Here is a 13463-nt window from a genome sequence, read left to right as displayed (position 1 = left end):
CCCTTGACGTATTTGATGTACGTCTAGCTTCACATATTTTTAATGGTCGAAACTATTCTTTACCATAATAATCACTTGAAATAACAGGGCGAATTTTACCGTCAGCAATTTCTTCTAACGCTCTACCAACTGGTTTAAATGAATGATATTCACTTAATAATTCAGTTTCAGGTTGTTCATCAATTTCACGCGCTCTTTTCGCTGCAGTTGTTGCAATTAAATACTTTGATTTAATTTGTGACGTTAATTGGTTTAATGGTGGATTTAACATTATTTTTTAGCCTCCAAAATCATTTTTCTATACTTAGCTTCTACGCGCTCTCTTTTTAAGTGCTCAGCTTCTACAATACATTGAATTCTATTCTTCGCAAGTTCTACTTCATCATTAACTACAACGTAATCGTATAAATTCATCATTTCAACTTCTTTACGCGCTTCGTTAATACGACTTTGTATTTTCTCATTGGATTCTGTTCCTCTACCTACTAATCGCTCTCTCAAGTGATCTAAACTTGGAGGTGCTAAGAAAATAAATAACGCATCTGGAAATTTCTTTCTAACTTGCTTTGCACCTTCTACTTCAATTTCTAAAAATACATCATGACCTTCGTCCATTGTATCTTTAACATATTGAACTGGTGTACCATAATAGTTGCCTACATATTCAGCATATTCTATAAATTGGTCATCTTTAATTAAAGCTTCAAACGCATCCCTAGTTTTAAAAAAGTAATCTACGCCATCAACTTCACCTTCACGCATTTGACGTGTTGTCATTGAAATAGAATACTTATATGATGTACTTGGATCTTCAAATATTCGTTTTCTAACAGTACCTTTACCTACTCCAGATGGTCCTGATAAAACGATTAACAATCCTTTTTCATTATCCATGCCTTACGACCTCTCTAAGCTAATCTTCTATTATTTAAATATGATATCACATTGTTCTTTATATTGTATAGCATATTTGAAATTGCATGCCATAATTTCTATTAAGTCTAACAATATCGTTATATTGCACGATTAATTTTAATTAAATAAATTGAATTGCGAACTTTTAGATAATGTAAAATGTGTGGCATAATGTATGGTTCAATAACTATACCGAAAAGTTACAATCATGTTAAAATGAAACGAATGATATGAAGAAGGTGGAAGATAAATTATGGCTTATGATGGCTTATTTACAAAGAAAATGGTTGAGTCTCTACAATTTTTAACAACAGGACGCGTTCACAAAATCAATCAACCTGATAATGACACGATACTAATGGTTGTACGTCAAAATAGACAAAACCATCAATTGTTATTGTCAATCCATCCAAACTTTTCAAGATTACAATTGACTACTAAAAAATATGATAATCCATTTAATCCACCCATGTTTGCGCGTGTTTTTAGAAAACACTTAGAAGGTGGTATTATCGAATCGATTAAGCAAATTGGTAATGATCGTCGCATTGAAATCGATATAAAGAGTAAAGATGAAATTGGCGATACTATTTATCGCACTGTCATCCTTGAGATTATGGGTAAACATAGTAACTTAATTTTAGTAGATGAAAATCGCAAAATAATTGAAGGATTTAAACACTTAACACCAAATACGAATCACTATCGTACAGTAATGCCAGGATTTAATTATGAAGCACCACCTACTCAGCACAAAATAAATCCGTATGATATTACAGGTGCAGAGGTGTTGAAATATATCGATTTTAACGCAGGTAATATTGCTAAACAATTATTGAATCAGTTTGAAGGATTTAGCCCTTTAATTACGAATGAAATCGTTAATCGTCGTCAATTTATGACTTCATCAACATTACCAGAAGCATTCGACGAAGTAATGGCAGAAACCAAGTTACCACCTACTCCTATTTTTCATAAAAATCATGAAACAGGTAAAGAGGATTTCTATTTTATAAAGTTAAATCAATTTAATGATGATACAGTTACGTACGATTCATTAAATGATTTACTTGATCGTTTTTATGACGCGCGTGGCGAACGTGAACGCGTTAAACAACGTGCGAATGATTTAGTTCGATTTGTTCAACAGCAGTTGCACAAATATCAAAATAAATTAGCGAAGTTGATAGAAGAATATGAGCAGTCTAAAAATAAAGATACTGAACAGTTATATGGTGAATTGATCACTGCTAATATATATCGAATTAAGCAAGGCGATAAAGAAGTGACGGCATTGAATTATTATACGAATGAAGAAGTTGTCATTCCTTTAAATCCTACAAAATCCCCATCAGCAAATGCTCAATATTATTATAAACAATATAATCGTATGAAAACGAGAGAACGTGAATTACAACATCAAATTCAATTGACGAAAGACAATATAGATTATTTTTCAACAATCGAACAACAATTACATCATATTTCTGTCCATGACATTGATGAAATTAGAGATGAATTAGCAGAACAAGGCTTTATGAAACAGCGTAAAAATCAAACTAAGAAAAAGAAAGCGCAGATTCAATTACAACATTATGTATCAACTGATGGCGACGATATATATGTTGGTAAGAATAACAAGCAAAATGATTATTTAACAAATAAAAAAGCTAAAAAAACTCACACATGGTTACACACAAAAGATATTCCTGGTTCACATGTCGTTATATTTAATGATGCACCAAGTGATACGACAATCAAGGAAGCGGCTATGTTAGCAGGATACTTTTCAAAAGCTGGTAATTCTGGACAAATACCTGTTGATTACACATTAATTAAAAATGTGCACAAACCATCAGGTGCAAAGCCTGGGTTTGTAACATATGACAATCAAAAAACTTTGTATGCTACACCTGATTATGAACTTATTCAAAAAATGAAACAATCATAATCAAGTTGTCGACAAATAAACACCTCACAAAAGAAAGTAGTCCTTTCTTATGGTGAGGTGTTTATTTATTATTTAATGCGTTCATTGAAACGAAGTATCGTGTTTTTAAATAACGTATCATCATTTAAGTTACAAATTATCTTTGTGATTTTAAAAATGAGTGAAACTAAAATGCTAATGTGTACTTAAAATAGAAATACATAGGTAAAACGCATGCATAAGAAAAAGTGTTTCTTTATCATTCAACGCTGTGCGAATCCTTTTACTCAGGTAATGCTAATTGAAAACTTACTCCAAACTTATCTTGAACCCAAGCAAACTCTCTGTATGGTGGCATATTCGTTTTTGGCATTAAAATGGCACCTTCATCTTTTAATCCATTAAATAGTCGTTCCATTTCAATAGTATCTTTTACTGTAACAAATAATGAAATCGCAGGATTCATTGGTAATTCTGTGCCACTATTAGCATCAATCGCCATGAATACTTGTCCATTTAATGTAAATATTGAGTGTTGTACAGTCCCGGGATCACCAGGTCCATTTTCACCATACTTAGCCATTGTTATAATCTCACTATCTTCAAATAAGCTTGTGTATAGTTTAACAGCTTCTTCAGCTTGGTTATTAAACATTAAAAATGTCGTGATTTTTGGAATATCCATGCTATGCCTCCTATAGATTGAACTTCTATAACTACTATTATCTTAACATAATTAAAATGACAAAAGCGCGTCGTACCGTTATGTGCACGAATGACTAACGTCTTATTGGCCTGTTGATTAAATCACATAGTTAACGATAAAAATTACGCAAGATTAAAAATATGATACATATGTTAATAAATGATACTTATCATAGGTATTAATGTTTTGACTTATTGTCAAATTTGATTACAATTAAAATTAAGTTAAAGGAGGGACGTTATGTTACATTATGTGATTCCAGTATTAGTCCTATTACTCGTATTCTTAATTGGTTGGATTTTAATAAAGTTAATTATCCGCTAATAAATTTTTTATATAATAAAAGCTATAGTGTTTGTAATATTCGGATGCGGTTAAGCAGCCCCTGATATTAAACACTATAGCTTTTTTGTTTTTAAATTTGTCCTTGTTTACGTAATATATCCTTTACATGTTTAAATAAATCATCATTATGATCTATAGTTGTTTTATTTTTTATATGTTTTTGCTTCGTTGAACTTTCGTCGACATCGTGACTACTAGATAGATTGGAATCATTTGAATGATTGATAAATTCGTTACAATGTTTTATCTTCCCATATAAATCATTAGATGTTTTGTCATTCATTTGTTGAATTCCTCCTTCTAGTGTCTATATTATGCTAAGTTGTCTCTCCATTCAACTAATGTTTGGATATCTTCACTAGAAATTTTACCTTCATTTTCAGCTACTTCAATTAATTCATTGTAATCACTTAAAGTGTAAAAAGGTAGTTGAATATTGCTAAATGTATCATCTGCTTTTTTCAAACCGTAAGTAAAGATAGCTACAACACCTAATACTTCTGCACCTGCTAGTTTTAAGGCTTCAACTGCTGTGACTGAAGATCCCCCTGTCGAAATTAAATCTTCTATCACAACTACTTTTTTACCTTCACTTTTAGCACCTTCGATTTGATTTTGCTTACCATGACTCTTATTTGATGAACGAACATAATTCATTGGTAATTTTAATTTTTCAGCAATAAAAGCTGCATGTGGAATACCAGCTGTTGCAGTACCAGAAATAACTTCTACTTCAGGAAAGTGTTCTTTAATTAAGTTAATTAAACCATCGCGGATTGCGCCTCGAACTAAAGGATAACCTAACGTAACACGGTTATCACAGTAAATCGGTGATTTAATACCTGAACTCCATGTATATAAATCATTTGGTGATAATGTTACAGCTTCAATATCTAATAATGATTTTGCAATTTCTTTAGCCATTATACTAACCAACTTTCTTTAATTTTATGATAACTTTCGACTGGATTGTCACTTTGTGTAATCGGTCTACCGACTACAATATGCGTCGAACCAAGCTGTCTTGCTTCTTCCGGTGTCGTAATACGGTGTTGGTCATCTTGAGATGCACCTTTAGGTCTAATACCTGGTGTTACTTTTAAAAATGATGTACCTAACTTTTCAGTCAACATACGACTTTCAAGAGGTGAACAAACAACGCCATCTAAACCAGCTGCATTTGCTAACTTGGCATAATTTAAAACGGCCTCTTCAATCGATGTTTGTATATTTTGTTCGTGTCGTAACATGTCTTCTGTTGTTGACGTAAGCTGTGTTACTGCAATAATTTTTGTATCTTGATTATGTTTTCTTAATCCTTTAATGGCCTCAGACATCATTTTTACGCCACCAGCAGCATGAACATTTACCAGATCAACATTCAATTTAGCTAGTCCTTCCATCGCCTTACCAACTGTATTAGGAATATCATGCAGTTTTAAATCTAAAAATACATCATGGCCTCTTTCTTTTATCTCATTAATTAATTGAGGACCTTCTTGATAAAAAAGTTCCATACCTACTTTTACGAATAATGATTCATCAAATAAATCTAAAAATTGATTTACTTTTTCTTTTGATTCAAAATCTAATGCAATAATTGGTAAATCTTTCATCATATATGTCTCCCTTTATATTAAGAAATTCATTAAAATAATGAGGCTGTAATATAAACTTCTTTAAGTAAATGGTTAATTACAGCCCCACCGATACAGTTTGATTGATTTACATTTGACGCATTGTAAATGTCATACTTTCAATTACATTCGTTAAGGCATTAGCTGTATCTAAAGATGTCAAACATGGAATACCATTTTCAACTGTAGTACGTCTAATTTGGAAGCCATCCCTTTCTACTTCTTTACCTTTAGTCATTGTATTTATAACGATTTGAACATCACCATTTTGAATACGTGTTAATAAATCATTTTCGCCACCAATTTTGCCTACTACTTCTGCAGGTATGTCATACTCAGCTAATTTATTAGCTGTTCCAGACGTTGCTAAAATTTTATAGCCAACTTCATTTAAGCGTTGTGCCAATTTAACAACTTCCTCTTTATCTTTGTCACTGACGGTCATTAATACTGTACCGTGATCTTTAACTTCAACGCCACTACCTGTTAACCCTTTGAATAACGCCTTTTCTAATGTAGTATCTTTCCCCATCACTTCACCTGTTGACTTCATTTCAGGTCCTAAAGTAATATCAACATTTTTCAATTTATTAAAACTAAATACCGGTGCTTTCACAAAGACACCCTCAGCATATGGTTGAACCCCTTCTTGATAACCCATATCTGTTAGTTTTTCCCCAATGATTGCTCGCATAGCTAATTGTGCCATTGGAATATCAGTAATTTTACTTAAGAATGGTACCGTTCTACTAGAACGTGGGTTTACTTCTAAAACATATACACCATCGTGAGCTATAACGAATTGAATGTTGATTAAGCCAATGATGTTTAAACCTTTAGCTAATTTTATAGTATAGTCCTCAAGTGTTGCTAACTCGTCTTCTGTCAAAGTTTGTGGCGGATATACAGCGATTGAGTCACCACTATGTACACCAGCACGTTCAATATGTTCCATGATTCCTGGAATAATGACCGTTTCTCCATCACAAATCGCATCAACTTCAATTTCTTTACCAGTTAAATATCTATCGACTAGTACCGGATGTTCCGGACTCGCTTTTACAGCCTGGGTCATATAGTTTTCTAACTCTTTGTCATTGTCTACAATTTCCATTGCGCGACCACCTAATACATAAGAAGGTCTTACTACAACCGGATATCCGATTTCTGCAGCATTCGCTAATGCTTCCTCAGGTGATGTAGCTGTTTTCCCTTGTGGCTGTGGCACGTTAATTTTTCTTAATAGTGCTTCAAATTCTTTTCTATCTTCAGCACGATTTAGATTTTCTAGTGAAGTACCAAGTATTTTAACACCATGTTTAGCCAATTTGTCTGCTAAATTAATCGCTGTTTGTCCTCCAAATTGTACAACGACACCTTTAGGTTTTTCTAAATTAATGATATTCATCACATCTTCTTCAGTTAAAGGTTCAAAGTATAATTTGTCAGAAATTGAGAAGTCTGTTGAAACTGTTTCTGGATTGTTATTCACAATTATCGCTTCGTACCCTGCTTTTTGAATTGCCCAAACGGCGTGAACTGTCGCATAGTCAAATTCTACACCTTGGCCGATTCGAATTGGTCCAGAGCCTAATACTAAGATTTTTTCTTTGTCAGTAACTATGGATTCATTTTCAGTTTCGTATGTACCATAATAATATGGTGTTGAAGATTCAAATTCAGCTGCGCAAGTATCAACCATCTTGTAAACAGGTTTAATATCATTTTCCATACGCAATTGATATACTTCTTCTTCCGTCATATTAAAGCGATGCGCTATTGTTTTATCACTAAATCCATAATCTTTTGCATATTTAAGATATTCTAAATCACCTTGATGCTCTTTTAATTGATGCTCAATATCAATAATGTTTTGGAACTTGTGTAAGAAGAAGTAATCAATCTGAGTCATATTATGAATTTCTTCTAATGTTGTGCCTCTTCTAATTGCTTCGCCGATGAAAAATAATCGTTCATCATCTTGGTGTGAAATACGTTCTTTAATATAATCAAGATCGAAGCTTTCACCATTTGGTAATCCTAAGTGATGCACACCATACTCAAGTGATCGAATTGCTTTTAACAATGATTCTTCGTAAGTTCGACCAATGGCCATAACTTCACCTGTTGCTTTCATTTGTGTGCCAAGCTCTCGTTCTCCTTTTTCAAATTTATCAAAAGGAAATCTTGGTATTTTTGAAATCACATAGTCTAAAGTTGGTTCAAACGCTGCATAAGATGTTCCTGTAATTGGATTTAACATTTCATCTAATGTTAGACCAACCGCGATTTTAGCAGCTAATTTTGCAATAGGATATCCTGTTGCTTTTGAAGCTAACGCTGATGAACGTGATACACGCGGATTTACTTCTATAATATAATAATCGAATGAATGGGGATCTAATGCTAATTGAACATTACAACCACCTTCGATACCTAAAGCTCGAATAACTTTTAATGAAACATCACGTAACATTTGATACTCAACATCTGATAATGTTTGACTAGGAGCCACAACAATTGAATCGCCAGTATGAATACCAACTGGATCAATATTTTCCATGTTACATACAACGATGGCATTATCGTTTTTATCACGCATTACTTCGTATTCGATTTCTTTAAAACCTGCGATAGATTTTTCTAATAAACATTGCGTTGCTGGACTATAATGAAGACCATTTGAGACGATTTCATGTAATTCTTCATCATTATGACAAATACCGCCTCCGGTACCACCCATCGTAAATGCCGGTCTAACAATTAGCGGGTATCCCACTTGCTCTTTGAATTTAAAGGCTTGCTCTACTGTATTTACAATGTCACTCTCTGGTACAGGAACGTTTAAATCATTCATTAATGTTCTAAACATTTCACGGTCTTCTGCTTGTTGAATTGATGTTAGCTCAGTTCCTAATAATTGGACGTTATTATCTTGAAGCACACCACTTTCGTGTAGTTGAATCGCCATGTTTAAACCTGTTTGACCACCTAAAGTTGGAAGTAAAGCGTCAGGTTGCTCTTTACGTATAATTCGCGCTATAAAATCATGAGTTAACGGTTCGATATATACTTTATCCGCAATTTCCTTATCAGTCATGATTGTCGCTGGATTTGAATTTACAAGAATAACTCGATATCCCTCTTCTTTTAAAGCTAGACATGCTTGTGTTCCAGCATAATCAAATTCAGCTGCTTGACCTATGATAATTGGCCCAGACCCTATTACTAAAATTGTTTTGATATCATTACGTTTAGGCATTGATATGACGCTCCTTTTCCTTAAAATTAGTCATCATTGCTACAAAATCATCAAATAGATAGTTTGAATCTGACGGTCCTGGATTTGCTTCAGGATGGTATTGAACAGAAAATGCTGGTAATGTTTTATGTTTTAAACCTTCTACAGTACCATCATTTAATGCAAGATGAGTAACTTCTAAATCAGTACTTTTTAACGAATCTATATCTATTGCATATCCATGGTTTTGACTCGTAATATCAACTTTTCCAGTCTCTAAATTTTTAACTGGATGGTTCGCACCACGATGACCAAACTTCATTTTAAATGAGCTTGCTCCTTGAGATAATGCAAAAAGTTGATGTCCTAGACAGATACCAAAGAACGGAATTTTCCCTAAAATTCCTTGAATCATTGGAATCGCACATTCTACAACTTCAGGATTACCTGGTCCGTTTGATAGCATAACGCCATCTGGAGCCATTGCTAAAATTTCTTCGGCAGTAGTTGTATATGGTACAACTGTGACGTTACAACCTCTGACGTTTAATTCTCGAACAATATTTTGCTTCTTACCAAAGTCTACAAGTACAACACTTAGATCCTTACCTGTCGAAACATACGGTGTTTTTGTCGAAACGATTTCTACTTCGTTTTTAGGTAATTCTACTTGTTGTAAATGTTTGACAAGTTGATCAATATCTTCTTTTCGATCAGTAAAACCAGCTTTTAACACACCGTGTTGTCGAATTTTACGCGTAATACTTCTTGTATCAACACCTGCAATCCCTGGAATTTGATGCAATTCTAAAACGTCATGAAGTGTCTTTTGCTGTCTAAAATTACTTGGATGCGCACTCGCTTCTTTCACAACAATACCGTTTAATGTAGGTACTAATGATTCAAAATCGTCTCTATTGATACCATAATTACCGATTAATGGATACGTAAAAGTAATGATCTGACCTGTATATGATGGATCTGAAATAGTTTCTTGATAACCTGTCATAGCTGTATTAAATACAATTTCTCCTACAGTTAAGTTATCAGATCCTAAACGGTAGCCTTCGTAAAAAGAACCGTCTTCTAACACTAGATAACGTTTGCTTTGCATATTATTTATCCCCCTCAAATTTAACTTCGCCTTCAACCATTGTTAAGATCGGATTTCCATAAACTTTATAGCCGATAAATGGTGTATTATCTGCTTTTGATAAGAAATCTTCTCCTTTAATTTCTTGTTCACTATCTAAATCAATGATTGTTAAATCTGCATAACCATTTTCTTTTAATGTGCCGTATTCTAAATTAAATGTCTCACATGGTTTAATTGTTAAGTAATCTACTAATTGTTGTAATGTCCAATCACCATTTTTTACAAAATGCGTATATAATAATGGGAATGCTGTTTCACTACCAACAATTCCGAATGGTGCTTTTTCCATTGGTTGTGCTTTTTCATCACGTGCATGTGGTGCATGGTCTGTTGCGATACAGTCAATTGTACCGTCTAGTAACCCTTCTAACAAAGCCACTCTATCTTCAGTACTTCTCAATGGTGGATTCATTTTATAAATGGCATTATTACCAGGAATATCATCTTCTGTTAACAATAAATGGTGTGGTGTAACTTCAGCTGTAACATGAATGCCTGCGCGTTTAGCGTCACGAATGACTCTAACACTTTCTTTAGTAGAAACATGACATACATGATAATGACAACCTGCTGCTTCAGCTAATAGTACATCTCTTGCGATTTGAACAGATTCACAAATGTTTGGAATACCTGGTATACCTAACTCTTTACTGCGTTTCCCTTCATGCATTGCACCACCATAGATTAATGAATTATCTTCACAGTGTGCTACGATGGCTTTGTTTACTTTTGCAGCTTCAATCATGCCTTCATACATCATGCTTGCAGTTTGTACTCCTACACCGTCATCTGTAAACGCAAAGGCACCTTCTTTTACTAGTGCTGGGAAATCAACCAATTCTTTACCTAATTGACGTGTTGTAATTGAAGCATAAGGTAATACACGTACTTGAGCATTGTCATCGATTAATTTTTGTAAAGCTTCAAAATGTTCTACAGAATCTGGTACCGGTCTTGTGTTAGGCATTGGACATACAGTTGTAAATCCGCCTCTAGCAGCAGCTTTAGTACCAGTTTCAATTGTCTCTTTATATTCACCACCAGGTTCACGTAAATGAACATGAACATCGACAAATCCAGGTGACACAAAGTGACCTTTCGCATCTATGATGTCAACACCATTGCTTGGTTCAATTGCAGGTGCAATTTGTTTAATTACCTTACCATCAATTAAAATATCTGCTTGTTGTAATTCTCCATTTTGTAATACTTTACCGTTTTTAATTAATTTCATCATTTTCGTCCCCTTACCTATTTTAATAATTCATCAATGACTGCCATTCTTAAGTAAACGCCATTTTCCATTTGCTTAAAAATTCTTGATTTTGAAGCTTCTACTAAATCGCTTTGTATTTCTACTCCTCTATTCACAGGTGCCGGATGCATAACAATAGCATGTTCTTGTAATTTGTTATAGCGCACTTCATTTAAGCCATGCTTTTGATGATAATCATCTGCTGCAAATCTAGTTTCTTCTGCAAGCCCATGTCTTTCATGTTGAATTCTTAATAACATAACTATATCTACTGTTTCTATAACATCATCTATATTTACATAAGGTGCTTCTAAAGAATCATCAATCCAAGCATTTGGGCTATTAAACATTACGTTTGCACCTAATGCTTTTAAACTATGGTAATTACTACGTGCGACACGTGAATTTTTAATGTCTCCACAAATCAATACATTCAAGCCTTCAAAATATCCATATTCTTCATATATCGTCATTAAATCAAGTAAACTTTGTGTTGGATGTTGTCCACTACCATCACCAGCATTCGCAATTGGGATGTTAATATTCGCTAATTTTTCATAGTAGTTATTAAACGGATGTCTAATGACTAATAAATCACAGCCAATACTTTCTAAAGTTTTACATGTGTCATATAAAGATTCACCTTTTGAAACAGATGATGTTGATGTTTCAAAGCTAATCGTTTTTAACCCTAGCTTAAGTTCTGCCATTTCAAAACTACATTTTGTTCGAGTAGAATTTTCAAAGAATAAATTTGCGACATATTTCCCTTCAAAGTTTGGTAGTTGACGTTCACCAGATTTAAATTGACTTGCCTTTTGGATAAGTTTGTATATTTGATCTGTAGATAAATGTTCCATTGATAATAAATGATTCATAAAAGCGCCCTCCTTAATTTGTAAATCTTAATTGTTTTGTTTTTTCTCTTTAGGTAAGATTAAGTTCAAAATAATTCCTGAAAGTGCAGCTAATGCCATCCCCTCAATTTGAAGGTTGATACCAATTTCTTTTAAGTTAAATACTAAATTACCGATACCTACAACTAAAATTACAGAAGCTATAACTAAATTTCGATTGTTCGCAAAATCTACTTTGCTTTCAACTAACATTCTTAAGCCACTTGCTGCAATAATACCGAAAAGTAATATAGATACTCCTCCCATAACTGGTGTAGGTATAGAAGAAATTAATGCAGTGAACTTACCAATGAATGCTAAAACAATTGCTATAACTGCTGCACCACCAATGACGTAAATACTGTATATTCTGGTAATCGCTAATACACCGATATTTTCACCGTATGTTGTACTTGGTGGTCCACCAATAATACTGGCAAACATTGTAGAAACACCATCACCAATGATTGATTTATCAAGTCCTGGCTTTTCAAAGAAGTTTCTACCTACGATTTTATTCAATACCATTTGGTGCCCAATATGTTCACTTACTGTTACGAACACAATCGGAATCATTACAAGTACAAGTCCTAAGTGAAATGAAGGTACATAATCTTTAAATGGCAGATAAATATGAGGGAAATCTATCCATTTTGCTGACATAATTGCATCAAATTTCACAATCCCCATAAAAATCGCTACCACATAACCTACGATAATACCTACAAGAACTGGAATTAAAGATAGGAATCCTTTAAAAAATCCTTGAACGACTATTGTTACAAGCAAGGTTATCATTGCAACAATTAAGAAACTGATATTGTAACCTTTCATATCTCCAGGATTTTCATACATTGCCATATTGACTGCAGTAGGCGCTAAGCTTAAACCAATTACCATGATGACTGGTCCTACAACAACTGGTGGTAATAATTTCATTAACCATGCTGTCCCACTTAATTTGATTAAAATCCCAATGATGACGTACATAACACCACTCATGAATAATGCTACAAGCATGTCTCCTAAGCTATGCGTACTTAATCCCGTGATAATTGGTGTGATAAATGCAAAGCTAGATCCCAAGTATGCTGGTATTTGGGCCTTCGTTATTAAGATATAAAGTAATGTACCGATTCCCGAAGCTAGTAACGCTGCGGATATTGGTAATCCTGTTAAGAATGGTACTAGTACTGTTGCGCCAAACATCGCAAATAAATGTTGTAAGCTTAAAAATGCCCATTGCGCTGGTTGTGGTTTTTCATTTACATCTAGTACAGGTTTTACTGTTCGTTCAAACATTTCATCATTTTGCATAATATTCATTTCCTCCGATAATAAAAAAATCTCTTTACATCAGTATATGTAAAGAGACAAAAAGT

The 13463-nt window shown here is 33.6% G+C and carries 12 protein-coding genes; 1 reads left to right on the top strand and 11 read right to left on the bottom strand.

Features of this window, described 5'->3' with window-relative positions:
* Positions 1–52: 52 nt before the first annotated feature.
* Complete coding sequence (rpoZ, locus tag KI230_RS05950; protein ID WP_000933956.1) at positions 53–271, bottom strand: DNA-directed RNA polymerase subunit omega; 219 nt, start codon at positions 269–271, stop codon at positions 53–55.
* On the bottom strand, positions 271–894 hold the full coding sequence (gene gmk, locus KI230_RS05945; RefSeq protein ID WP_000368226.1) for a guanylate kinase: 624 nt from the start codon (positions 892–894) through the stop codon (positions 271–273). Before gmk ends, rpoZ begins: the two co-directional genes overlap by 1 nt.
* A 274-nt stretch (positions 895–1168) precedes the next feature.
* On the opposite strand from gmk, the gene KI230_RS05940 reads away from it, so the two are divergent.
* Positions 1169–2866, top strand: a complete 1698-nt coding sequence (locus KI230_RS05940) for an Rqc2 family fibronectin-binding protein (protein WP_000312761.1) — start codon at positions 1169–1171, stop codon at positions 2864–2866.
* Between the two features lie 262 nt (positions 2867–3128).
* On the opposite strand, the gene KI230_RS05935 is transcribed toward KI230_RS05940, so the two are convergent.
* From KI230_RS05935 to KI230_RS05895, 9 genes are all read right to left on the bottom strand, one after another.
* A complete protein-coding gene (locus KI230_RS05935; RefSeq protein WP_000354184.1) occupies positions 3129–3530 on the bottom strand; it encodes a VOC family protein in 402 nt (133 codons plus the stop codon).
* A 436-nt stretch (positions 3531–3966) separates the two neighbouring features.
* Complete coding sequence (locus tag KI230_RS05930; RefSeq protein ID WP_000998557.1) at positions 3967–4179, bottom strand: hypothetical protein; 213 nt, start codon at positions 4177–4179, stop codon at positions 3967–3969.
* A 29-nt stretch (positions 4180–4208) separates the two neighbouring features.
* A complete protein-coding gene (gene pyrE / locus KI230_RS05925; protein WP_001040245.1) occupies positions 4209–4820 on the bottom strand; it encodes an orotate phosphoribosyltransferase in 612 nt (203 codons plus the stop codon).
* Positions 4820–5512, bottom strand: coding sequence for an orotidine-5'-phosphate decarboxylase (gene pyrF, locus KI230_RS05920; RefSeq protein WP_000654059.1), 693 nt, complete (start codon positions 5510–5512; stop codon positions 4820–4822). The genes pyrE and pyrF overlap by 1 nt, the downstream gene beginning before the upstream one ends.
* A gap of 109 nt (positions 5513–5621) precedes the next feature.
* On the bottom strand, positions 5622–8795 hold the full coding sequence (gene carB / locus KI230_RS05915) for a carbamoyl-phosphate synthase large subunit (protein WP_001126264.1): 3174 nt from the start codon (positions 8793–8795) through the stop codon (positions 5622–5624).
* Complete coding sequence (locus tag KI230_RS05910) at positions 8788–9888, bottom strand: carbamoyl phosphate synthase small subunit (RefSeq protein ID WP_001190913.1); 1101 nt, start codon at positions 9886–9888, stop codon at positions 8788–8790. Before KI230_RS05910 ends, carB begins: the two co-directional genes overlap by 8 nt.
* Before the next feature lies 1 nt (position 9889).
* Complete coding sequence (gene pyrC / locus KI230_RS05905; protein WP_214958347.1) at positions 9890–11164, bottom strand: dihydroorotase; 1275 nt, start codon at positions 11162–11164, stop codon at positions 9890–9892.
* A 17-nt stretch (positions 11165–11181) separates the two neighbouring features.
* The gene (locus tag KI230_RS05900) at positions 11182–12063 is read right to left on the bottom strand and encodes an aspartate carbamoyltransferase catalytic subunit (RefSeq protein WP_001016166.1); all 882 of its coding nucleotides are present in this window, start codon (positions 12061–12063) and stop codon (positions 11182–11184) included.
* 27 nt (positions 12064–12090) lie between these two features.
* The gene (locus tag KI230_RS05895) at positions 12091–13398 is read right to left on the bottom strand and encodes a uracil-xanthine permease family protein (RefSeq protein WP_001178619.1); all 1308 of its coding nucleotides are present in this window, start codon (positions 13396–13398) and stop codon (positions 12091–12093) included.
* Between the last annotated feature and the right edge of the window lie 65 nt (positions 13399–13463).

This window comes from Staphylococcus sp. MZ3, assembly GCF_018622755.1.
Taxonomy (GTDB): domain Bacteria; phylum Bacillota; class Bacilli; order Staphylococcales; family Staphylococcaceae; genus Staphylococcus; species Staphylococcus aureus.
This window is presented reverse-complemented; position numbering and strand designations above follow the sequence as displayed.